At 74.6% G+C, this 21,863-nt stretch carries 18 protein-coding genes; 12 read left to right on the top strand and 6 right to left on the bottom strand.

From position 1 onward, the window contains the following. Nucleotides 1-32: 32 nt before the first annotated feature. Nucleotides 33-296: a hypothetical protein gene (locus V1L54_RS04385; RefSeq protein ID WP_330116510.1), complete on the bottom strand. Its 264-nt coding sequence runs from the start codon at nucleotides 294-296 to the stop codon at nucleotides 33-35. Between the two features lie 62 nt (nucleotides 297-358). Next, nucleotides 359-1,159 carry an SDR family NAD(P)-dependent oxidoreductase gene (locus V1L54_RS04380; protein ID WP_330116509.1) on the bottom strand — a complete coding sequence of 267 codons (801 nt, stop codon included), beginning with the start codon at nucleotides 1,157-1,159 and terminating at the stop codon, nucleotides 359-361. 247 nt (nucleotides 1,160-1,406) lie between these two features. Between V1L54_RS04380 and V1L54_RS04375 the strand changes: the two genes are divergently transcribed. Then, a complete protein-coding gene (locus tag V1L54_RS04375) occupies nucleotides 1,407-2,237 on the top strand; it encodes a class I SAM-dependent DNA methyltransferase (protein WP_330116508.1) in 831 nt (276 codons plus the stop codon). A gap of 73 nt (nucleotides 2,238-2,310) precedes the next feature. Further along, nucleotides 2,311-2,781, top strand: a complete 471-nt coding sequence (locus V1L54_RS04370; protein ID WP_330116507.1) for a nuclear transport factor 2 family protein — start codon at nucleotides 2,311-2,313, stop codon at nucleotides 2,779-2,781. Nucleotides 2,782-2,811: 30 nt separating this feature from the next. Here the strand turns inward: V1L54_RS04370 and V1L54_RS04365 are convergent, their stop codons facing one another. Further along, nucleotides 2,812-4,707, bottom strand: a complete 1,896-nt coding sequence (locus tag V1L54_RS04365) for an NAD-binding protein (RefSeq protein WP_330116730.1) — start codon at nucleotides 4,705-4,707, stop codon at nucleotides 2,812-2,814. 209 nt (nucleotides 4,708-4,916) lie between these two features. On the opposite strand from V1L54_RS04365, the gene V1L54_RS04360 reads away from it, so the two are divergent. The 10 genes from V1L54_RS04360 to V1L54_RS04315 all read left to right on the top strand — a co-directional run bounded on the left by V1L54_RS04360 (nucleotide 4,917) and on the right by V1L54_RS04315 (nucleotide 19,123). Next, entirely contained in the window at nucleotides 4,917-5,606 is a 690-nt protein-coding gene (locus V1L54_RS04360; protein ID WP_330116506.1) for an SDR family oxidoreductase, read from the top strand. Nucleotides 5,607-5,650: 44 nt separating this feature from the next. Then, on the top strand, nucleotides 5,651-6,643 hold the full coding sequence (locus V1L54_RS04355; RefSeq protein WP_330116729.1) for a methionine synthase: 993 nt from the start codon (nucleotides 5,651-5,653) through the stop codon (nucleotides 6,641-6,643). Between the two features lie 15 nt (nucleotides 6,644-6,658). Further along, complete coding sequence (ligA, locus tag V1L54_RS04350; protein WP_330116505.1) at nucleotides 6,659-8,911, top strand: NAD-dependent DNA ligase LigA; 2,253 nt, start codon at nucleotides 6,659-6,661, stop codon at nucleotides 8,909-8,911. Between the two features lie 159 nt (nucleotides 8,912-9,070). Further along, nucleotides 9,071-11,263 carry a putative bifunctional diguanylate cyclase/phosphodiesterase gene (locus V1L54_RS04345; RefSeq protein ID WP_330116504.1) on the top strand — a complete coding sequence of 731 codons (2,193 nt, stop codon included), beginning with the start codon at nucleotides 9,071-9,073 and terminating at the stop codon, nucleotides 11,261-11,263. A 575-nt stretch (nucleotides 11,264-11,838) separates the two neighbouring features. Continuing rightward, nucleotides 11,839-12,135 (top strand): Asp-tRNA(Asn)/Glu-tRNA(Gln) amidotransferase subunit GatC, encoded by a 297-nt coding sequence (gene gatC, locus V1L54_RS04340; RefSeq protein ID WP_330116503.1) that lies wholly within the window; start codon nucleotides 11,839-11,841, stop codon nucleotides 12,133-12,135. Between the two features lie 2 nt (nucleotides 12,136-12,137). Next, on the top strand, nucleotides 12,138-13,640 hold the full coding sequence (gatA, locus tag V1L54_RS04335) for an Asp-tRNA(Asn)/Glu-tRNA(Gln) amidotransferase subunit GatA (protein ID WP_330116502.1): 1,503 nt from the start codon (nucleotides 12,138-12,140) through the stop codon (nucleotides 13,638-13,640). Further along, nucleotides 13,637-13,879, top strand: coding sequence for a hypothetical protein (locus tag V1L54_RS04330; protein ID WP_100203091.1), 243 nt, complete (start codon nucleotides 13,637-13,639; stop codon nucleotides 13,877-13,879). The genes gatA and V1L54_RS04330 overlap by 4 nt, the downstream gene beginning before the upstream one ends. A 28-nt stretch (nucleotides 13,880-13,907) precedes the next feature. Next, a complete protein-coding gene (gene gatB / locus V1L54_RS04325; protein ID WP_330116501.1) occupies nucleotides 13,908-15,416 on the top strand; it encodes an Asp-tRNA(Asn)/Glu-tRNA(Gln) amidotransferase subunit GatB in 1,509 nt (502 codons plus the stop codon). A 342-nt stretch (nucleotides 15,417-15,758) separates the two neighbouring features. Continuing rightward, nucleotides 15,759-15,950, top strand: coding sequence for a hypothetical protein (locus V1L54_RS04320; RefSeq protein ID WP_330116500.1), 192 nt, complete (start codon nucleotides 15,759-15,761; stop codon nucleotides 15,948-15,950). 98 nt (nucleotides 15,951-16,048) lie between these two features. Continuing rightward, complete coding sequence (locus tag V1L54_RS04315) at nucleotides 16,049-19,123, top strand: helix-turn-helix transcriptional regulator (RefSeq protein ID WP_330116728.1); 3,075 nt, start codon at nucleotides 16,049-16,051, stop codon at nucleotides 19,121-19,123. A gap of 36 nt (nucleotides 19,124-19,159) precedes the next feature. Here V1L54_RS04315 and V1L54_RS04310 read toward each other — a convergent pair whose 3' ends face one another. The 3 genes from V1L54_RS04310 to V1L54_RS04300 form a co-directional block, all read right to left on the bottom strand. Continuing rightward, nucleotides 19,160-19,372, bottom strand: coding sequence for a DUF6191 domain-containing protein (locus tag V1L54_RS04310; RefSeq protein ID WP_330116499.1), 213 nt, complete (start codon nucleotides 19,370-19,372; stop codon nucleotides 19,160-19,162). Further along, nucleotides 19,372-20,577: a PQQ-dependent sugar dehydrogenase gene (locus V1L54_RS04305; RefSeq protein ID WP_330116498.1), complete on the bottom strand. Its 1,206-nt coding sequence runs from the start codon at nucleotides 20,575-20,577 to the stop codon at nucleotides 19,372-19,374. Before V1L54_RS04305 ends, V1L54_RS04310 begins: the two co-directional genes overlap by 1 nt. A gap of 147 nt (nucleotides 20,578-20,724) precedes the next feature. Next, the gene (locus tag V1L54_RS04300) at nucleotides 20,725-21,723 is read right to left on the bottom strand and encodes an aldo/keto reductase (protein WP_330116497.1); all 999 of its coding nucleotides are present in this window, start codon (nucleotides 21,721-21,723) and stop codon (nucleotides 20,725-20,727) included. Nucleotides 21,724-21,863: the final 140 nt, after the last annotated feature.

Genomic DNA, 21,863 nt, shown 5'->3' with positions numbered 1-21,863 from the left:
CCGGGGCCGGGGTCAGGGGCAGGACCGGGCGCTCAGGGTATGTCGCCGCGCCAGTCCCAGCGCTGCGGATCCGCCTCCCGCGGCCCGTACTGCGCCCGGCCGCCGGCCCCGAAGGAGTTGAGCTCGGTGGGCAGGGTCGCCCCCCGGGCCAGCTCCTCGCCCGTCCAGTCGGTCACGTCCAGCAGCAGGCCGTCCAGCGGGCCGCCGACCAGCTCCCGGTACACGTGCCCCGGCCGTGGACCGGGATCGTCGTGCTCCGCCCCGTACACCCGTCCCCGCATGATCTGCTCGTCCATGCCTCGCAGCATCCCAGCCGCCACTGACACCGGGCCGCCGGAGTCACGCTCCGCCCGCGCGCTCAGTGCAGGCGCTGCCCGCCGTCCACCGGCAGGACCGCCCCGGTGACGTAGGCCGCGCACGGACTGGCCAGGAAGGCGACGAGGTCGGCGCACTCGCGCGGGTGTCCCAGCCGGCCGACGTCGTTGGGGCCGGAGGCGGCCACGGCCCTCGGCTCGATCTCCTCCAGGGTCTCCCCCCAGCCGAGTTGCCTGCCCGTCTCGACCAGCAGGGCCGTGACCGGGGGAGTCCTGAAACCGCCCGGTGCCACCGCGTTCGACGTCACCCCGGAGTGCCGCAGCTCGTGCGCCAGGGAGACGGCGAGGTTGTTCCGGGCGGCGCCGGCGGCGCAGTAGTGCGGGTAGCCCGCCGGGGGGTGCGCGCCGACGACGCTGCTGATCTGGACGACCCGTCCCCAGCCGCGCTCCCGCATGCCGGGCACGAAGCGCCTGATCATGCGGACGGCGCCGATGACGTTGGTGTTGTACACCTCGGCCCACAGCCCGGGGGAGGCCGTCTCCCAGCTCACGGTGACGTCGTAGGAGCCGGCGTTGTTGACCAGGATGTCCACGGGCGGCCCGCTCGCGGCGACCGCGTCCCGTACGGCGTCCGCGCCGTCCTCCGTGGCCAGGTCGCCGACGGCGACGGCGGCGTCGCCCCCGCGGCCGGCGATGTCCGCGGCCACCGCCGCCGTCCTGGCCCCGTCCCGCCCGTGCACGACGACCGAGGCGCCCTCGGCGGCCAGTACCCGGGCGATCTCCGCACCGAGCCCGCTGCTCGCCCCGGTCACCAACGCGCGCCTGCCGTCCAGCCGCAGATCCATCCGGCTCTCCCCCCTGCGGATCGCGCGGCGCGCGCCGCCGTGCCGCGCCACCGCGAGTCCTCGACGGCGACCCGGCCGGACCGCCGCGTCCGATCGTCGGCGGACCGGCCCCGGCCGCCAAGAGCGTGAACCGGACAGGGCGAGGCGCGGGGAAGTGCGCCGTTCGCGTGTTGCGGAGGGACCGGCGCGGACGGGGCGCGGAATACTGGCGCCACCGACAAGTCACCCGAATGACGCGGAGGTACCCATGGCGCCCACATCCTCCTCCCGGCTCCACCGCAACCGCGCGGCCCTGGCCCACAAGGTGCGGTACGCGCTCGACCACCCCGGGAAGGTCCCCGCCCATCTGCGCCGGGCCGCCCGGGACGCCTGGCTGCGGGCCCGGCACCGCGACCACATCGCGTACTACCGGGCCGTGATGGCCTCCGACGCCGCGCGCAGCCCCGAGGCGGCCGTCGGCGGCAGGCCGTCGCCCCAGCGGTGGGAGGCGATCGGGCGGATGCAGTTCGACTACCTCCTGGAACACGGGCTGAGGCCGGACGACCGGATGCTGGAGATCGGCTGCGGCAACCTGCGGGCTGGGCGGCTGTTCATCGACCACCTGGCGCCGGGCCACTACTACGGCATCGACATCTCGCCCGACATCCTCATCGAGGCCAAGCGGACCGTCGTGCGCTACGGCCTCCAGGACAAGCTGCCGCACCTGACGATCACCGGCGACCTGACCTTCGACTTCCTGCCCGAGCGGTACTTCACCGTCGTCCACGCGCACAGCGTCTTCTCGCACTCGCCGCTGCACGTCATCGACCAGTGCCTGGCCAACGTGGGGCGGGTGCTGGCACCGGGCGGGTTCTTCGACTTCACCTTCGACCGCACCGAGGGCCGCGAGCACCATGTGCTGCGCGAGGACTTCTACTACCGCACCGGGACGCTGACCGCGCTGGCCGAGAAGCACGGCCTGGAGGCGCGCTTCATGGACGACTGGGAGAAGCGCCCGCACGGCCAGTCCAAGATCCGCGTCACCCACCCGTCAAAGGACCGGTCGCCGGACCGGGAGACGGAGGGGAGCGCCGCGTAGCGACGGTCCGGTCCGGCGCCCGGCGCCGGAAAACCATTCGTGGTGCCCGGTGCCGGGCTGCCAGGATCCGGGGATGGACACCCCTCCCTCCGGTCCCGCCCCACTGGAACGCCTGCTGGCCGAACGGGCCTGCGAGCGCGTGGTCGTGGACTTCGTCCACCGGCTCGACCTGGGGGAGCCCGGCTCGGTGGCGGAACTGTTCGCCCCGGACGGGGTGTGGGAGTGGCCGGCGGGCGGCCGCCGCGTCCAGGGGCGCGAGGCGCTGCGCGCCTACTTCGGCTCCCGGCCCGCCGGCCGGCTCTCGCGCCGGATGTGTGCCAATCTCCTGGTCACCGCCGGATCGGCGACGCGGGCGACGGCCGTCACGTACTTCGCGACCTACCGGGTCGACGGCCACACCGGTGGCCTGGTGCCGGCCCGGCCACCGGTCAACATCGGGCACTACGAGGACGTCCTCCACGGCGAGGGGGGCGAGTGGCGCATCGCCCACCGCACGCTGCGTCTGGCGTTCGGCGGGGAGACGGAGCGCCTCGGCCGGACGTGAGGCGGGCCGGCCGCACCGCGCGGGCCCGCCTCATCCCACGGGCGTGTCCGCGCCCGCGTCCGCGCCCCGCTCCTCGGCGCCCGCCAGCAGGATGCCCAGGCCCTCCCGGGTGGCGGCGACGACCACGCGGTCGCCGGCCGTCATCAGGTAGCCGTCGTGCAGCCGCCAGGACAGGTCGCCGGTGAGGGTGTACGTCAACTGGTCGGCGTGGCCGGGGTGGCCGGCCTGTCCGGCGCGGCCGCCGGGGAAGGCGCCCAGGTCGGCGCGGCGGCGGTCGGGCGGCGCGGTGTCCAGGGCCAGGATCCGCCAGGCGCCGGGCCGGAACGCCTCGCCGACGGTGCGGCCCTCCAGCAGCCGGTTGCCCGCCACCGGCACCGCGGCGAATACCAGCACCCGCCGCCCGACCGGAATGGCGCCCAGCACCTGGCGGCCCATCATGGCGCCGGCGAAGGCCGGGGCCGCCAGGGCCGAGACGCTGCGGCTGCGGGTCTGGGCGCCGGGGTAGGTGTCGCGCAGCGTGCGGTAGACCGAGAGGGCGAACTCGTCGTCGAACAGCCGCATCACCACCCGCAGACCGGGGTTGACCTGCCGGGCGTAGAGCACGGCCTCCAGGTTGGTGCCGCTGTCGCTGGTGAGGGCCAGCAGGGCGCGGCTGCGCGCGATGCCCGCCTCCTCCAGCACGCCGTCCTCGGTGACGTCCGCGATCAGGGTCGGCACCCGGCGGGCGCGGGCGACGGCCACGCCCCGGCCCTCGGGATCGCGCTCGATGCAGACGACCGGGACGCCCAGCTCCAGCAGCCGGTCCAGGACCCGGGTACCGACCTTGCCCAGCCCCAGCAGCACCACGTGCCGCTCGATGCCGCGCGGCGGGGGCGGCAGGGTGGCGGCCTGGCGGAAGGTGCCGTAGCTCTCCAGCACCACGGCGAACAGCAGCGGCAGCAGCGCCGTCCCGGCCAGGGCGCCCAGCAGTTGCAGCAACTGCTCCCAGGTGGTGCCCTCCAGCGCCGGCTCGTTGATCGACATGACGTCGAGCAGGGTGACGTAGGCGGCGTGCAGCGGGGTCTCGCGGGTGACGTACCAGTTGGCGGCGGCCAGCAGCACCACCACGGCGGTGAGGGAGAGCAGGGCGGCCCGCAGCCGCCCGGAGAAGAAGGTGCCCACCGGCAGCCGGGGCACCCGGGCGGGGGCGCCCGGCTGGTCGGGGCGGCGGGTGATGGCCTCCAGCACCACGGTGCCGCGGTCGTCCGGCAGCCCGTCCAGATCGCGCGGGTCGGGCAGCAGTACGGGGCCGTCGCGGTCGCCGGGGGCGGTGTAGACGTCGCCCTCGTCGGATTCCGGGGTGTCGGGCTGGAGCGCGAGGACGCACAGCGGGTTGCGCCGGTCCGCGGTGCCTATGGTGCGGTCCTTGGCCCGCAGCAGCAGCCCGTCCGCCTGGATGATCTTGTCGCTGCCGACCACCGCCGCCGCCACCAGGGAGGGCGCGGCGGTGTCGGCGTCGGAGAGCACGGTGGTGGAGGCGTCGACGGCGCTCTGGTCCAGCCCGGGGACGCGGGCGGCGATCGTGCGGTCGAGCAGGTCCTCCAGATAGCGGCCGAGGGTGCGGTTGAACATCCGGATGACCAGCCGGATCCCGGGGTTGATCCGGCGGGCGCGCAGCGCGGCGTGGATGTTGAGCTGGTCGTCGCCGGAGGTCAGCGCCAGCGCGGCGGCCCGCTCGATGCCCGCCTCGCGCAGCGCTGCCTCGTCCGGTACCCGTGCCTCCACCGCCGTCACGTCCAGCCGCGTGTCACCGGTCAGGGCGGCGATCTGCGGGCCCTGGTCGCCGCCGCGCAGCGAGGGCAGGACGACGGTGACCCGCTGGCCGTAGACGGTGGCGAGCTCCCGGGCCAGCCGCTGGGCCAGGGAGTTGTCGCCGCAGACGATCATGTGGCCGGGCCGGCCGCCGGGACCGTCCGGGCCGTCGGTACCGCCTGCTCCGTCCCGGTGCCCGCCCTGCGGCGGCACGGCCGGCACGGGGCCGGAGGGGGGCGGCGGGAACTGCGGCGTGGAGGGGGCCATGTGCCGCATTGGATCATGCGGGCGAGACGGACGACACCAGTCCGCCGCGACGCGGGGCGGATGGGACGATAGGGCCCATGGGAACGCATGTGATCACCGGGGCGGGCTCCGGCATCGGGGCCGCGACCGCCGCGCGGCTGGCCGGACGCGGCGAGGAGCTGTGGCTGCTGGCACGGAACGCCGGACGCGCCCGGGAGCTGGCCGAGCGCTTCCCCGGCGCCCGCACTCTCGTCGGCGATCTGGCCGAGCCCGAGCGCCTGTCGTGGGCGCTGTCCCACCAGGAGCCGCCCGAACGGGTGGACTCCCTGGTGCACGCCGCCGGGGTGGTGGACCTGGGCGCGGTGGGGGAGCTGACCCCGAAGGTCTGGCAGGCCACCCTGGCGGTCAACCTCGTCGGCCCGGCCGAGCTGACCCGGCTGCTGCTGCCCCAGCTCCGCGCGGCGCGCGGCCGGGTCGTCTTCGTCAACTCCGGCGCGGGCCTGAGCGCGAACGCCGACTGGAGCGCGTACGCCGCCAGCAAGCACGGCCTCAAGGCGCTGGCGGACTCGCTGCGCCAGGAGGAGAAGGACAGCGGGCTGCGGGTCACCTCCGTCTATCCGGGGCGCACCGCCACCCCGATGCAGGAGAAGGTGCACCGGCAGGAGGGGAAGGAGTACGACCCGGGCCGCTGGATCGACCCGGAGTCGGTGGCCACCGCGCTGCTCACGGCCCTGGACCTGCCCGCGGACGCGGAGCTCACCGACCTGAGGGTGAGGCCGTCGGCGTGAGCGGGCACGTGTGGGGACCGGGCGCCGCCACCGGCGTCGGGTCGATGCCGGGCACGGACGTCCGGGAGACGGTGAAGGCCGTCACCCAGACGCTGGAGGCGCTGCCGTTCCTGCCGGAGCTGCCCGCGCGCGGGCCGGGCGCGGACATGACCGGGCGGACGGCGGGCGCTCTGCTGGCGGAGCTGTACGTACGGCTGGAGCCCAGCGGCTGGCGGGTCGGCGACGCGCCCGGCCGCGACACCCGGCGGGCCCGCGCCTGGCTGCGCGAGGACCTGGACGCACTGGAGGAGTTCACCCAGGGGTACTCCGGGGCGCTGAAGGTCTCCGCCGTCGGGCCGTGGACGCTGGCGGCCTCGCTGGAGCGGCGCAACGGGGAGGCGATGCTCGGCGACGCCGGTGCCTGCCGCTATCTGGCCGAGTCGCTGGCCGAAGGGGTGCGCGGGCATCTCGCCGAGGTACGGCGGCGGGTGCCGGGCGCGACGGTCGTCCTCCAGCTCGACGAGCCCTCGCTGACCGCGGTGCTGACCGGGCGGGTGCCCACCGCCAGCGGCTACCGCACCCACCGGGCCGTGGACCGGGCCGTCGTCGAGCAGGCCCTGCGGCAGGTGGTGGCGGCGGCCCGGTCCACGGCAGGAGGGGCGGCGGGTGACAGTCCGGTGATCGTGCACTCCTGCGCGCCCGGGGTGCCGTTCGCGCTGCTGCGGCGCGCGGGCGCCGCCGGGATCTCCTTCGATCTCTCGTTGCTGACGGAACGTGACGACGAGGCGGTCGGGGAAGCGGTCGAGGGCGGTACGGCGCTGTTCGCCGGAGTCGTCCCGGGCACTGATCCACCGGCGGGCGGGCTGTCAGACCCGGCCGGTAGCGTCATGGGGGTCAGGACGCTGTGGCGCAGGTTGGGGCTGTCCCCGGGGCTGTTGGCGGAGTCGGTGGCGGTCACCCCCGCCTGCGGTCTGGCGGGCGCCTCGCCGGCGTACGCCCGGGCCGCGCTCGCGCACTGCGCCCGGGCGGCACGCTCACTCGAGGACGACCCTGAGTAACAGGAGGCTGGTTTCGTGGAGTCGAAGAGCCCGGACGGCGCGGCGCGCGAGAGGCACGCGAAGCTGGCCCAGGAGATCGAGGAGCACCGCTTCCGGTACTACGTGACCACACCCGTCATCAGCGACGCCGAGTTCGACGTCCTGCTGCGGGAGTTGCAGGCGCTGGAGGCCGAGTACCCGGAGCTGGCCACGCCCGACTCGCCGACGCAGAAGGTCGCGGGGGCCTACGAGACGGAGTTCACCGCCGTTGAGCACCGCGAGCGGATGCTGTCGCTGGACAACGCCTTCGACGACGCCGAGCTGGACGCCTGGGCCGACCGCGTCGCGCGCGAGCTGAGCGGGGTGCCGTACCACTTCCTGTGCGAGCTGAAGGTGGACGGGCTCGCGGTCAACCTCACCTATGAGCACGGCAGGCTGACCAGGGCGGCCACCAGGGGCGACGGCCGTACCGGCGAGGACATCACGCCCAACGTCCGCACCATCGCCCAGATCCCCGAGCGGCTGGCCGGCGGGCGGATCCCGCAGCTGGTGGAGATCCGCGGCGAGGTCTTCATCCCCATGGAGCGCTTCGAGGAGCTGAACGCGCGGCTGGTGGCGGCGGGCAAGCCGGCCTTCGCCAACCCGCGCAACGCGGCGGCCGGTTCGCTGCGGCAGAAGGACCCGAAGGTCACCGCGGAGCGCCCGCTGCACATGGTGGTGCACGGCATCGGCGCCCGGGAGGGCCTCGAGATCGACCGGCTGTCGCAGGCGTACGAGCTGCTGCGCGAGTGGGGGCTGCCGACGGCCCGGCACAACCGGGTGGTCGACTCGGTCGAGGGCGTGCGGGAGTTCATCGCGCACTTCGGGGAGCGCCGGCACTCGGTGGAGCACGAGATCGACGGGGTCGTCGTCAAGCTGGACGAGATCCCCCTCCAGGGGCGGCTGGGCTCCACCTCGCGGGCGCCGCGCTGGGCGATCGCCTGGAAGTACCCGCCGGAGGAGGTCAACACCAGGCTCCTGGACATCAAGGTCAGCATCGGCCGCACCGGGCGGGCCACGCCGTTCGCCGTGGTGGAGCCGGTGACGGTGGCGGGCTCGGAGGTGGAGTTCGCCACCCTCCACAACCAGGACGTGGTGCGGGCCAAGGGCGTGCTCATCGGGGACACCGTGGCGCTGCGCAAGGCGGGCGACGTCATCCCCGAGATCCTGGGCCCGGTGGTGGACCTGCGGGACGGCAGTGAGCGGGAGTTCGTGATGCCCGCCGAGTGCCCCGAGTGCGGCACCGGGCTGAGGCCCGCCAAGGAGGGCGACGTCGACCTGCGCTGCCCCAACGCCCGCTCCTGCCCGGGACAGCTGCGCGAGCGGCTGTTCTACCTGGCGGGCCGCAAGTGCCTGGACATCGAGCACTTCGGGTACGTGGTGGCCACGGCGCTGACCCGGCCGCTGGAGCCGGCCACCCCGCCGCTGCGGGACGAGGGCGATCTGTTCGACCTCACCCTGGAGCAGCTGCTGCCCATCAAGACCCATGTCCTGGATCCGGACAGCGGCCTGCCCAAGCGGGACCCGAAGACGGGCGAGGAGAAGGTCGTCACCCTCTTCGCCAACCTCAAGGGCGAGCCGCGGAAGAACACCCTGGCCATGCTGGAGAACATCCAGGCGGCCAAGGAGCGCCCGCTGGCCAGGATCATCGCCGGGCTGTCGATCCGTCATGTCGGTCCGGTGGCGGCCGAGGCACTGGCCCGGGAGTTCCGTTCCCTGGACCGGATCGCCGGGGCGTCCGAGGAGGAGCTGGCGGCCACCGAGGGGGTCGGCCCGACCATCGCCGCCTCGCTCAAGGCCTGGTTCGCCGAGGACTGGCACCGGGAGATCGTCGAGAAGTGGCGGGCCGCCGGGGTCCGGATGGAGGAGGAGGGCGACGGGGCACAGGGGCCGCGTCCGCTGGAGGGCGTCACCGTCGTCGTCACCGGCACCCTCCGGTCGTACACGCGGGACGCGGCGAAAGAGGCACTGCAGAGTCGCGGAGCAAAAGTGACCGGTTCTGTTTCCAAGAAGACCGGTTTTGTTGTGGCGGGTGATAGCCCTGGGTCTAAATATGACAAGGCCGTGCAGCTGAAGGTGCCGATCCTGGACGACGACGGCCTCACCGTCCTGCTCGACCAGGGCCCGGACGCCGCCCGGGAGGCCGCGGTCGTCCCCGCCGAACCCGAGGGGTCCGACGAGTCCGCCGATGAACAGGACGGTGGGTCACAGCCGCCGAATTCTTTTCCGGAGAGTGCCGTTGAGGAGTGATGAGACGGGCCCCCGCAGCGCTTATCAGACGGACGCGATCGACCGGTCGGCATTCGGGCAACCCCGATCGATCACTGCCCCCGGCGGCCGTCCGCCCCCTACTGTTGGTGGGGTGCGCCTGCCGTGACGTGGGCACCGACGGCTGTGAGAGGGACGCGCATGCAGCAGACACCCCGGGACCGGGGACAGCAGTGGCTCGGCCACGGGAGCCACGGGCACCATCCGCAGGCCCTGCCGGGCGACGGATCCGACGGCCTGCCCCGGCTGCAGCGCGTCATCGGCCTGGAGGTGCCCGGCCTCGACCGCGGCATCGTCGCGGTCGCCGGGGTGGCGCTGGCCGCCGGCGTCCTGCGGGTGGTGTCCGAGGGCCAGGCGCTCTTCCCGGGCGGTGTGGCGGGCTGGTCCTTCGCCACCCTCACCGGTCTGATCGTCGGGCACCTGGTGGCGCTCGGCCGGGACCGCTGGTGGGGCGGCACCGGGTCCGGCGCCGCCCTCACCCTGGCCATCCTGCTGCTGTACGGGTGGATGCCCGCCACCCTGGTCAGCCTCGCCGTCGTGGTGCTGGTCGGCGCGGCCCGGCGGCACCGCTGGCGGCAGGCCCTGCGGCACGGCGCGGTGGACATCCTCGGCATCGGCTCCGCCGCCCTCTGCCTCGCCGCCCTCGGGGTCCATCCGTCGGTGGAGAGTCCCTGGGGACCGCCGGAGTGGGGGCTGCGCGCGCTCCCCGGGGTCCTGCTCGCCGCCTGCGCCTACCTGGTGGTGACCAGGGTGCTGCTCTGGTACAGCCTGGCCCCGCGGCAGGGCGGCCTGCCGACGGTCGCCCGCACCGCCCTGCAGCGGCAGGGCATGGTGGCCGTCGCCCTGCTCGGCATCTCCCCGCTGATCGTCGTGGTCGCGTCCCACGCCCCGCTGCTGCTGCCGCTCTTCGCCGTACCGCTGATCTCGCTCGACTCCGCCCTGTGGATCGCCCGGGCCCGAGCCGAGGAGCAGCTCCGCGACCCGCTGACCGGACTCGCCAACCGCCAGTGGCTGCTGGAACGCACCTGGTCCGCCCTCGACGAGGCCGAGCGGCTGGGGGCGCGCTCCGCCCTCGTCCTGATAGACCTCGACCGTTTCCGGTCCGTCAACGACACGCTCGGGCATCTGGCGGGCGACCGGCTGCTCCTCCAGATCGCGGACCGGCTGCGGACGGCCCTGCCCCGCGGCGCCGAGGTGGCCCGGCTCGGCGGCGACGAGTTCGCCGTCCTGCTGCCGCTCGCCGACTCGCCCACCAGCGCCCAGCGCATCGCCCGCACCCTCGTCTCCGCCCTCGGCTCGCCGCTGGACCTGGACGGGCTGACCCTGGAGCTGGAGGCCAGCGCGGGGGTCGCGGTCTTCCCGGACCACGCCGGAGAGGCCGAGGGCCTGCTGCGCCGCGCCGACGTCGCCATGTACCAGGCCAAGCGCGACCGCAGCGGCGTCGAGGTCTACGAGGCGACCCGCGACGGCAACACCCCCGACCGGCTGGGCCTCCTGGGCGATCTGCGCCGCGCCCTGGAAGCCGGCGACATAGAGCTCCACTACCAGCCCAAGGTGAACTTCGACGGCACCGTCGCCGGCCTGGAGGCCCTGGTCCGCTGGGTGCACCCGGAGCGGGGCAAGGTCCCCCCGGACGAGTTCATCGCCATCGCCGAGAGCTCCGGGCTGATGCCGCGTCTGACCGACTACGTGCTGGAGACCGCCCTCGGCCAGGTCGCCCGCTGGCGGGCCCGGGGCCTGACGGTGCCGGTCGCCGTCAACGTCTCGCCCCGCGACGTCCACAGCCCCGGCTTCGCCGGCTCGGTCGCCGCCCGGCTGGCCCGGCACGGCGTCCCCGCCGGGGCGCTCCAGCTGGAGATCACCGAGCACGTCCTGCTGGAGGACCCGCACCAGGCCGCCAGCACCCTCGCCGCGCTCACCGGTCACGGCGTGCGGATGTCGCTGGACGACTTCGGCACCGGCTACTCCTCGTTGGTCCACCTGCGCCGGCTGCCGGTGAGCGAGCTGAAGATCGACCGCTCCTTCGTCGCCAGACTGGCCGTGGACCCCGAGGACGCCGAGATCGTGCGCTGCACGGTCGATCTCGCGCACTCCCTCGGCCTGCGCGTCGTCGCCGAGGGCGTGGAGGACGACGAGACCTGGGAGCGGCTGCGCGACCTGGGCTGCGACGCGGTGCAGGGCTGGCTGGTGTCCGCCGCGATGCCCCCGGCCGAGGCCACCTCCTGGCTGCGGGCCCGCAACGGGGCACCGCCGCCGGTGGAGGGGGCGGCCCCGGCCCTGCCGGGGCCCGAGACCACCGGAGCCCGGCGCTCCCACGGCCAGCCCGCCCGCTGACCCCGTTCCGCCGGCCTCGCGCCGAACCGGTCCCGGGAGCCGGGCGGCGGCAGGAGGCAGCCGACAGGCCCGGAGGCCCGGCCGGAGCGCCGCCGCGGGCGTGTGCCGCCCGGCACCGGGGTGACCGCACGGCGCGCGCCACCCCTGCGCGCCCATGCGGCGAAGCCGCGGCACGGCGGCGCCTCTCCCGGAGGGACCTCCGGCCGGGAGTCCGTCCCGCTCCTTCCGGGGCGTTGCGGCGGGCACGGGGACGGAACCCCGAAGCCGGGGTGAGGTCCGTCGCGGGGACCGGTAGGCGGGGCGGACAGGCGAGGTGAACCCGCCGGGCGCCGGGTGCCGGCCGCGGAAGCGCCCGGGCCGGGCCGGCGCTCCGGTCCCCGGCGGGCCCGGCACCCGCCGTCGCCGTCGGGCCCCGGGCCGGGACTCGGCGGACCGGCCCGGACCGCCCCGCGCAGCGCGTCCGCGGCGCCGTGCGCCCGCCGCCGCGGACGCCGTAGGCCATAGGATTGGGGCGGACCGAAGGAAGAGTCCGCCAAACCCCGAAGGATCCACCACTCACCCCGAGGAATCGCTGCATGCCTGGCATCACGCGCGAGGAGGTCGCCCACCTCGCCCGGCTGGCGCGTCTGGAGCTGAAGGACGAAGAGCTCGACCACTTCGCCGGACAGCTCGACCAGATCATCGGCGCGGTCGCCCGCGTCTCCGATGTCGCCGACGAGGACGTACCGCCGACCTCCCACCCGCTGCCGCTGACCAACGTCATGCGCCCGGACGAGATCCGTCCGTCGCTGGCCCCCGACCAGGCGCTCTCCGGCGCCCCGGCCCAGGAGCAGCAGCGTTTCAAGGTGCCGCAGATCCTGGGGGAGGAGTGACCATGACCCAGACGAGTGATCCGACCAGGCTCACCGCCGCCGAGACCGCCGCGCGGATCGCCTCCGGCGAGATCAGCGCCGTGGAGGTGGCCGAGGCCCACCTCGCCCGGATCGAGGCCGTGGACGAGAAGGTGCACGCCTTCCTCCACGTGGACCGCGAGGGCGCGCTGGCCCGCGCCCGCGCCGTGGACGCCAAGCGCGCCCGGGGCGAGAGGCTCGGCCCGCTGGCCGGCGTCCCGCTCGCGCTGAAGGACATCTTCACCACCGAGGGCGTCCCGACCACCTGCGGCTCGAAGATCCTGGAGGGCTGGATCCCGCCGTACGACGCCACGGTCACCCGGCGGCTGCGGGAGGCGGACGTGGTGGTGCTGGGCAAGACCAACATGGACGAGTTCGCCATGGGCTCCTCCACGGAGAACAGCGCCTACGGCCCGACCGGCAACCCCTGGGACCTCACCCGCATCCCCGGCGGCTCCGGCGGCGGCTCCTCCGCGGCGCTGGCCTCGTACCAGGCGCCGCTGGCCATCGGCACCGACACCGGCGGCTCCATCCGCCAGCCCGCCGCCGTCACCGGCACCGTCGGCGTCAAGCCGACCTACGGCGGGGTCTCCCGCTACGGCATGATCGCCTTCTCCTCCTCCCTCGACCAGGGCGGGCCCTGCGCCCGCACCGTGCTGGACGCCGCCCTGCTGCACGAGGTGATCGCCGGGCACGACCCGCTGGACTCCACCTCCATCGACGCGCCGGTCCCGGCGGTCGTCGAGGCCGCCCGCGACGGGAACGTGGCGGGCCTGCGCGTCGGCGTGGTGAAGGAGTTCGGCGGCGAGGGCTACCAGGCGGGCGTGATGCGGCGCTTCACCGAGTCGGTGGAGCTGCTGCGCGAGCTGGGCGCCGAGATCGTGGAGCTCTCCTGCCCCTCCTTCGACAAGGCGCTCGCGGCGTACTACCTGATCGCGCCGTCGGAGTGCTCCTCCAACCTGGCCCGGTTCGACGCCATGCGCTACGGCCTGCGGGTCGGCGACGACGGCTCCCGCTCCGCCGAGGAGGTCACCTCCCTCACCCGTGAGGCGGGTTTCGGCCCCGAGGTCAAGCGCCGCATCATGCTCGGCACGTACGCGCTGTCCTCCGGCTACTACGACGCCTACTACGGCTCCGCCCAGAAGGTGCGCACCCTCATCAAGCGCGACTTCGACGCGGCCTTCGGGCAGGTGGACGTGCTGATCTCGCCGACCACCCCCACCACCGCCTTCCCCATCGGGGAGCGGGCGGACGACCCGATGGCCATGTACCTGGCCGACCTGTGCACCATCCCGGCCAACCTGGCGGGCAACGCCGCCATGTCGCTGCCGTGCGGTCTGGCGCCCGAGGACGGACTCCCCGTCGGACTGCAGATCATCGCCCCCGCCATGGCCGACGACCGGCTCTACCGCGTCGGAGCCGCGGTCGAGGCCGCGTTCCACGCCCGGTGGGGCCACCCGCTGCTCGAGGAGGCACCCGCACTGTGAGCACCCTCAACAAGTACAAGGGATTCCGCAAGAGCAGGCCCGGCCTCTACCTGGCCATCGGCAGCTCGCTCTTCGGCGTCGTCGGCATCGTCAAGCAGGTCCAGCTCGCCCGGCGCGAGACCGACCGGCTCAAGCTCCTGGACGCGGTCGTGTCCGGTGCCGCGGTCCTCACCAACGCCGCCATCCTCGTCCGTGAACTGCGCCGCCTGGACATCGACGACGTCCTCGCCGACGACTGACCGCAGCGCCCGAAAGGTCTGACTCTCCGTGACTGTCACTGAACTGGTGTCGTACGAGGACGCGCTGGCCTCCTACGACCCCGTCATGGGCCTGGAGGTCCATGTCGAACTGGGCACCAGGACCAAGATGTTCTGCGGCTGCTCCACAGCGCTGGGCGCCGAGCCCAACACCCAGACGTGCCCCGTCTGCCTGGGCATGCCCGGCTCGCTGCCGGTCGTCAACGCGACCGCGGTGGAGTCCACCGTCCGGATCGGCCTCGCGCTGAACTGCGAGATCGCCGAGTGGTGCCGGTTCGCCCGGAAGAACTACTTCTATCCGGACATGCCGAAGAACTTCCAGATCTCCCAGTACGACGAGCCGATCGCCTTCAACGGGTACCTCGACGTGCAGCTGGAGGACGGCGAGGTCTTCCGGGTGGAGATCGAGCGCGCCCACATGGAGGAGGACACCGGCAAGTCCACCCACATCGGCGGTGCCACGGGCCGGATCCACGGCGCCTCGCACTCGCTCCTGGACTACAACCGGGCCGGCATCCCCCTGGTCGAGATCGTCACCAAGCCCATCACGGGCGCCGGGGAGCGCGCCCCGGAGGTGGCCCGGGCGTACGTCGCCGAACTGCGCGAACTGATCCGCGCCCTCGGCGTCTCCGAGGCCCGGATGGAGATGGGACAGCTGCGCTGCGACGTCAACCTGTCGCTGCGCCCGCACGGGAGGGAGACGTTCGGCACCCGCAGCGAGACCAAGAACGTCAACTCGCTGCGCAGCGTCGAGCGGGCCACCCGCTTCGAGATCCAGCGGCACGCCGCCGTGCTGGACGCGGGCGGGACGATCGTGCAGGAGACCCGCCACTTCCACGAGGACACCGGCTCCACCACCTCCGGCCGCGTCAAGGAGGAGGCGGAGGACTACCGCTACTTCCCCGAGCCGGACCTGGTGCCCGTCGCGCCCGCCCGCGAGTGGGTGGCGGAGCTGCGGGCCGGGCTGCCCGAGCTGCCGCGGCTGCGCCGCAACCGGCTGCGCGAGGAGTGGGGCGTCTCGCAGCACGAGATGCAGTCCGTCCTCAACGCGGGCGCCATCGACCTGATCACCGCCACCATCGACGCGGGCGCCCCGGCCGACCAGGCCCGCAAGTGGTGGATGGGCGAGCTGGCCCGCCGGGCGAACGAGCAGGGCACCGAGCTGTCCGCGCTGCCCATCGCCCCCGCCGAGGTCGCCCGGGTGTGCGAGCTGGTCGCCGAGGGCTCCCTCAACGACAAGCTGGCCCGCCAGGTGATCGAGGGCGTCCTCGCGGGCGAGGGCGGGCCGGACGAGGTCGTGGACAAGCGCGGCCTGAAGGTCGTCTCGGACACCGGCGCGCTGAGCGCGGCCGTGGACGAGGCGATCGCCGCCAACGGGGCGATCGCGGACAAGATCCGCGGCGGCAAGGTGCAGGCGGCCGGCGCGCTCGTCGGCGCCGTGATGAAGGCCACCCGGGGACAGGCGGACGCCGCCCGGGTGCGGGAACTCATCCTGGAGAAGCTGGGCGTCCAGGGCTGACCCGCGGCACGGGGCGGCGTACCGCCCACGGCCCGACCCCTGCGGCCCCCGCGTCCCGTCCGGGCGCGGGGGCCGTGCCGTGCCCGCGCCACGGGGCGCTCCCGTGTGCCGCGGCGTTCCGGGGCGCGGAACCCGAGGCGGCCTGAGGGGGCCTCAGGCCCTTTCCGGGCCGTCTGAGGAGGGCCCGGCGGGCTCACCGGTGCCCCGGCCCCGGGACTAAGGCGGTCGGCGCCGTGAACATCGGGCAGGCTCCCGATGCGCCGGACCCGCCTGGGAGACGACGGTGGAGAGCAGCCGCCGGGAACGGAAGGCGGCGACCGTCGACAACCGGGGGGACCGAAGATGCTGGAGTACCGGATGCAGAAGGAGCGTGCCGAGGAGCTGCGCCGCGAGGCCGACCGGGAGCGGCTGGTGCGCGAGGCCACCGCCGCCCGGCGCCGGCGCCGGGCGGAACGGAGCGGGGAACGGCACGACGAGGAGCGGCACGAGGGGGAGGGACGGCGGAACCCCAGGCGGTGGATCCGGGCGGCCTGACGTCCCTGGTGACTCCTGTGACGGCGGTCGCCGCCGTGGCCCCGGCGGCGGTCACGCCCGCGGCGAAAACCGGTGCCGGGCTGTCGGACCCCTGTGCGATGCTCGGCCCCGTGGACATGACGAGGGTCAGCCCGGTGTTCGTCGGGCGCGGGGACGAACTGACCGCTCTCACCGGCGCGCTCGCCCGCACCGCCACGGGCGAGCCGCAGGCGGTCGTGGTGGCGGGGGAGGCCGGGGTCGGCAAGACACGGCTGCTGGAGGAGTTCCTGGCCGCGGCCCGCGCCGCCGGCGCGGTCACGGCCGTCGGCGGCTGCGTCGAGATCGGCGCGGAGGGCCTGCCCTTCGCGCCCGTCTCCACCGTGCTGCGCGCCCTGCACCGCGGGCTCGGCGCGGAGCTGACGGCCGCCGCCGCGGGGCAGGAGGGCGAACTGGCCCGGCTGCTGCCCGAGCTGGGCGAGCCCACCCGCGAGTGGCACGAGGAGGACGGCCGGGCCCGGCTGTTCGAGCTGACCGCCCGGCTGCTGGAGTCGCTCTCGAGGGACCGCACCCTCGTCCTCGCCGTCGAGGACCTGCACTGGGCCGACCGCTCCACCCGCGAGCTGCTGGCGTACCTCTTCCGCTCGCTGGGCCGGGCCCGGCTGGTCGTCGTCGCCACCTACCGCTCCGACGACATCCACCGCCGCCACCCCCTGCGCCCCTTCCTCGCCGAGCTGGACCGGCTGCGCACCGTCCGCCGCATCGAGCTGCCCAGGCTCAGCCGGGAGGAGGTGCGGGCGCAGATGGCCGGCATCCAGGGCGTCGAGGAGCCCGAGCACGAGCTGGTCGAGCAGATCTTCGAGCGTTCCGAGGGCATCCCCTTCTTCGTGGAGGAGCTGACGGTCTCCGGCTCCTCCTGCGGCATCAGCGACTCGCTGCGCGATCTGCTGCTGGTCCGGGTCGAGGCGCTGCCGGAGACGGCCGAGCAGGTGGTGCGGATCGCCGCCGAGGGCGGCTCCGCGGTGGAACACACCCTGCTCGCGGCGGTGGCGCGACTGCCCGAGAGCGAACTGATCGAGGCGCTGCGCGCCGCGGTGGGCGCCAACGTCCTCATCCCCACCCAGGACGGCGACGGCTACCGCTTCCGGCACGCGCTGGTGCGCGAGGCCGTCTCGGAGGATCTGCTCCCCGGCGAACGCGTCACCCTCAACCGTCGCTACGCCCAGGCGCTGGAGAACGACCCGGGCCTGGTCCGCACCGACGAGCGGGCCGCCCGCCTGGCCAGCCACTGGTACGCCGCCCGCGACGTGGCCAAGGCGCTGCCCGCCGTGCTGGCGGCCGCGGTCGCGGCCCGGCGGCGCTACGCCTACGCCGAGCAGCTGCGGCTGCTGGACCGGGCGCTGGAGCTGTGGGAGGACGCCTCGACCGAGACCAGACTCGCCCTGCCGGCCCTCGAACACGCCGAGGTGTACCCGGCCTGCGAGTGCGGGGACGAGAAACTGCGCTATCTGGACCTGCTGGCCGAGACGGTGACCGCGGCCCGGCTGTCGGGCGAGCGCAAGCGGGCGCAGGTGGTCGTCAAGCAGGCCCTGCGGCTGCTGGACGAGGAGAAGGAGCCGCTGCGGGCGGCCTGGTTCTGGACCTGGCGCTCCAAGGTCGCCGAGACCAGCTCCCAGGGCGACGGCTGGGCGGAGCTGGCCCGGGCCCAGGAGCTGGTGCGCGGACTGCCGCCCTCCCCGGTCCACGCCGAGGTGCTGGCCTTCGCCGCGGCCTGGGGCGCCGTCCACGAGCCCGGTCCCGAGGCACTGACCACCGCACGGCGCGCCGTGGAACTGGCCGCCCTGGTGGGGGCCGGGAGCACCGAACTGCACGCCCGGCTCACCCTGGGCCGGCTGCGGGTCTCCGCGGGGGACGTGGCGGGCGGGCTCGCCGAGATGGCGTCGGCCGTACGGCGGGTCGTCGAGCAGGGCGAGGTCTCCGTGATGGGGCGCTGCCACGTCAACCTGTCGGACACCCTGGAGGCGGTGGGCCGTTCGGCACAGGCCCTGGAGGTGGTGACGGAGGGCCTGCGGGTCGCCCACCGTTTCGGCCTGCGGGACACCCGGGCCTGGCTGCACGGCAACCAGGCCGAGTCGCTGACCGCGCTGGGCCGCTGGACGGAGGCCGACGAGGCGCTGGCCGCCACCGGCAGACTGGCGTACGGCGCCAAACCGCGCGGCGCCGCCGCCCTGGGCGCCGCCCATCTCGCCCTCCGCCGGGGCGATGTGGACCTGGCCGCCCGGAAGCTGGCCGAGGCCTGGTCGCACTACGGCACCCACGACCCGCAGCCGCAGTACGTCATTCCGCTCGCCCGGGTGGGGCTGGAGATCGAGGCGGCCCGCGGCCGGCCGCTCGCGGCCCGGCGGATCCTGACGGAGGCCCTGGAGCGGGGCTTCCCGCTCTCCACCGAGCGCTACGCCTGGCAGCTGCTGTACGCCGGGCTGTCGGCCGAGGCGGACACCCGCGGACTGCCCGCCGCCGAGGAGGGCCGGGCCCGTGTCCTGGCGCGGATCCGCCGGGCGGCCCGGCGGCTGCCGCGGCTGGTGCCGGTGTGGGCGGCGTACGGACAACTGGTGGACGCCGAACTGCTGCGGGCCGAGGGCCGGGACGACCCGGACCACTGGGCCGAGGCGGTGGCCGCCTTCGAACGGGTGGAGCGGCCCTACCGGCTGGCCCAGGCGCGGTACCGCTGGGCGGAGGCCCTGCTGGACCAGGGGCGGGAGCGGGAGAAGGCCGCGGAGCTGCTGACCCTGGCGTACGGCACGGCGCTGCGGCTGGGCGCCGTGCCGCTGCGCGAGCGGATCGGGCAGCTGGCCGGACGGGCCCGTATCGCCCTGAAGGCACCCGGCACCGGTGTCGACGGCAGCGGCGGCGACGGCCGCGGCGGCGGGACGGCGGCGCCGGAACCTCCGGCGGATCCGGTGGAGTCCTTCGGTCTGACCCGGCGTGAGCGGGACGTGCTGCGCCTGGTGGCGGCGGGACGCAGCAACCGCCAGATAGCCGAGGAACTGTTCATCTCGCCGAAGACGGCCAGTGTGCACGTCTCCAACATCCTGGCGAAGCTGGAGGTCTCCGGGCGCGGCGAGGCGGCGGCGATGGCACACCGGCTGCGGCTGGTGGAGCCGGTGGGCGAGGCCGGGCACGCGGCGGTGGGATGAGGCGGGGCGGGCCGGCGCGGGGGCCGGGCCCTCCCGCTACGGAGCCGGGTCCGGGCCCGGTTCCGGATCCGTCTCCTCCGCCGGCACCGGACGCGGCGGCCTTATCAGGACGCAGCCGGAGCTGAGGTCGATCGGGCCGCAGCCCGGCTCGTGGGCACCCTCGTCGAACCGGGTGCTCTCCAGCCGTTGACGTTCGTCCTCGGCATGGCGCTGCCCGGGGTTGAACAGCTCGTCGACCAGATTGAACATCAGCTGACCTCCAGCCTCAGGATGCGGTCGTCGTCCTCTCCGGGCGTACCGCGCGAGTCGGTCTCGCTGGTGACCAGCCACAGCCCGCCGTCTCCGTCGGGGACCACCGTCCGCAACCGCCCGTACTCACTTTCCAGGAACGCCTGGGGATCCGCCACTGTTTCCTCCCCCTTCAGGGGGACCCGCCAGAGCCGTTCGCCGCGCAGGGCCGCCAGCCACACCGAGCCGTTCACGACGGCGATGCCGCTGGGGGAGGCCTCGGCGGGCTTCCACTGCGCCACGGGGTCGGTGAAGCCGTCCTCACCGGCCCTGCCCTCCGCCTCGGGCCAGCCGTAGTTCCCGCCGGGGCGGATCAGGTTCAGCTCGTCCCAGGTGTTCTGGCCGAACTCCGAGGCCCACAGCCGTTTGTCGGCGTCCCAGGCCAGCCCCTGGACGTTGCGGTGGCCCCAGGAGTAGACCACCGAGTCCGCCTCGGGGTTGCCGCGGCCGGGGGGTTCGCCGTCCGGCGTCATGCGCAGGATCTTGCCGCCGAGGGACTCCCGGTCCTGGGACAGGCTCTGGTCCCCGGAGTCGCCCGTCCCCGCGTAGAGCATCCGGTCCGGTCCGAAGGCGATCCGCCCGCCGTTGTGGACCACCCCCTTGGGGATGCCGCGCAGGACCGTGCTGGGCGCGTCCAGCTGCTCGCCCGGCTCCCGGTCCGCGTCGTAGCGCATGCGTACGATCCGGTTGTCGGAGGCGCTGGTGAAGTACGCGTAGACATGGCGGTCCTCGGCGAAGTCCGGCGAGAGGGCGATGCCCAGCAGGCCGCCCTCGCCGCCCGGTTCGACCCCGGGTACCGAGCCCAGCTCGGTGGTCTCACCGGTCTCGGTGTCGACACGGGAGACGGTGCCCTCGTCCCGGGAGGAGACCAGCAGGTCGCCGTCCGGCAGCGGGGCGAGCCCCCAGGGCGACTTCAGACCGGTCGCGACGGTCTCCACGACCTCGACCGACCCCTCGGCGGGCGCGGCGGAGGCGCCGGGGGAGCGGGACGCCTCCCCGGAGGGGCCCGGGGTGGCGGAATCCGTCGCGTTCCCGCGGTCCGCGGAATCCCCTCCGCCGCCGGTGCAGCCCGCCGCCAGCAGTACGAGCCCGGCGAGGCCGGCGGCGGCCGCGCGCGGCCGCCGCCGGGCGAGCGGTCGGGGGAACGGGGAGCGGCTTCGCACCATCAGCGCGCCTTTCGACAGCTTCGTTCGGCTTCGGTCGGTGTTCCCCGGGCCCGCGGCACCACGGCGCGCCACGGAGCCCGTACACCCGACCGTACGCCGGAAGGGCGACCGGTGTTTCCGGTCCGGCCCGGTGAGTGTCCGGCGAGTTCAGTCCCACGACCCCTGGGCGGCGGGCAGGGCGGCTATCTCCGCCAGGTCCCCGGCGGTGAGCCGCAGCCCGGCCGCCGCGGCGTTCTCCACCGCCCAGCGTTCCTTCTTGGCACCCGGCACCGGCACCACATGCCGCCCCTGCGCCAGCAGCCAGGCCAGTGCCACCTGTGCCGGAGTGGCACCGCCGTGCCGCGCCGCGACCCGCCGCAGTCCGGCGACGATCGGCTGGTTGGCGGCCATCATCTCGGCGGTGAACCGCGGGTGCCGGGCCCGTACGTCGTCGGGCTCGAAACCGCCGCCCACGGTCAGGGTGCCGGTCAGGAAGCCGCTGCCCAGCGGCATCGCGGCCAGGAAGCCGATGCCGCGCGCCTCGCACCACGGCAGCAGCGACCCCAGCGCCTCCCGTGACCACACCGACAGCTCGGCCTCCACACAGCTCACCGGGAAGACCTGCTGGATCCGCTCCAGCTGCCGGATCGTCTCCTCGTAAGGCGGTACGGACGCCGCCCGCCGCCGGGCCCGCACACCCACCGCGCACAACCCCAGCGAGCGCACCTTGCCCGCCGCGACCAGCTCGGCCATCGCGCCCCAGGTCTCCTCGACCGGCACTTCGGGATCGGCGCGGTGGAGCTGGTAGAGGTCGATCACGTCGGTCTGCAGCCGCCGCAGCGAGGCGTCGCAGGCCCGCTTCACATAGCCGGGGCGTCCGTTGGCCACCAGATGCTGCTCGCCGACCAGCAGTCCGCACTTGGTCGAGACGAACGCCTCCGCGCGGCGCCTGGCGAGCACCCGGCCGAGCAGCAGCTCGTTGGTGAACGGCCCGTACATGTCGGCGGTGTCGAGCAGTGTCACCCCGTGGTCGAGCGCGGCGTGCACCGTGCGCAGCGAGGACTCGCCGTCCTGTTCCGACGTGGTGTAGGCCCAGCTCATCGGCATGCAGCCGAGTCCGACGGCCCCCACCTCCAGCGCCGCCGCCCCGATTGTCCTGCGCTCCACCTGGACGTGCTCCCTCCCTCGCCCCACCGGGGCGCGTCCCAACCTAACGGGTGACCGGCGGACGTCCCCCAAGGGCCCGGCACAGCCTCCCGGGCGGGACCGCCGGGGGCGTCCGCACGGCCTGCGCACGGCCCGTGGAC

It is taken from the genome of Streptomyces rubellus (genome assembly GCF_036323805.1).
In the GTDB taxonomy this organism is placed as follows: domain Bacteria; phylum Actinomycetota; class Actinomycetes; order Streptomycetales; family Streptomycetaceae; genus Streptomyces.
This window is presented reverse-complemented; position numbering and strand designations above follow the sequence as displayed.

What these genes read in the sequence shown, in the direction of transcription:
- V1L54_RS04345 (WP_330116504.1), top strand. Translation starts at nt 9,071, where the DNA reads ATGCAGCAGACACCCCGGGACCGGGGACAGCAGTGGCTCGGCCACGGG.
- V1L54_RS04310 (WP_330116499.1), bottom strand. Translation starts at nt 19,372, where the DNA reads ATGTTCAATCTGGTCGACGAGCTGTTCAACCCCGGGCAGCGCCATGCC.
- V1L54_RS04315 (WP_330116728.1), top strand. Translation starts at nt 16,049, where the DNA reads ATGCTCGGCCCCGTGGACATGACGAGGGTCAGCCCGGTGTTCGTCGGG.
- V1L54_RS04360 (WP_330116506.1), top strand. Translation starts at nt 4,917, where the DNA reads ATGGGAACGCATGTGATCACCGGGGCGGGCTCCGGCATCGGGGCCGCG.
- gatC (WP_330116503.1), top strand. Translation starts at nt 11,839, where the DNA reads ATGCCTGGCATCACGCGCGAGGAGGTCGCCCACCTCGCCCGGCTGGCG.
- V1L54_RS04385 (WP_330116510.1), bottom strand. Translation starts at nt 296, where the DNA reads ATGGACGAGCAGATCATGCGGGGACGGGTGTACGGGGCGGAGCACGAC.
- V1L54_RS04365 (WP_330116730.1), bottom strand. Translation starts at nt 4,707, where the DNA reads ATGATCGTCTGCGGCGACAACTCCCTGGCCCAGCGGCTGGCCCGGGAG.
- V1L54_RS04320 (WP_330116500.1), top strand. Translation starts at nt 15,759, where the DNA reads ATGCTGGAGTACCGGATGCAGAAGGAGCGTGCCGAGGAGCTGCGCCGC.
- V1L54_RS04355 (WP_330116729.1), top strand. Translation starts at nt 5,651, where the DNA reads ATGCCGGGCACGGACGTCCGGGAGACGGTGAAGGCCGTCACCCAGACG.
- V1L54_RS04370 (WP_330116507.1), top strand. Translation starts at nt 2,311, where the DNA reads ATGGACACCCCTCCCTCCGGTCCCGCCCCACTGGAACGCCTGCTGGCC.
- V1L54_RS04375 (WP_330116508.1), top strand. Translation starts at nt 1,407, where the DNA reads ATGGCGCCCACATCCTCCTCCCGGCTCCACCGCAACCGCGCGGCCCTG.
- gatA (WP_330116502.1), top strand. Translation starts at nt 12,138, where the DNA reads ATGACCCAGACGAGTGATCCGACCAGGCTCACCGCCGCCGAGACCGCC.
- V1L54_RS04305 (WP_330116498.1), bottom strand. Translation starts at nt 20,577, where the DNA reads ATGGTGCGAAGCCGCTCCCCGTTCCCCCGACCGCTCGCCCGGCGGCGG.
- V1L54_RS04380 (WP_330116509.1), bottom strand. Translation starts at nt 1,159, where the DNA reads ATGGATCTGCGGCTGGACGGCAGGCGCGCGTTGGTGACCGGGGCGAGC.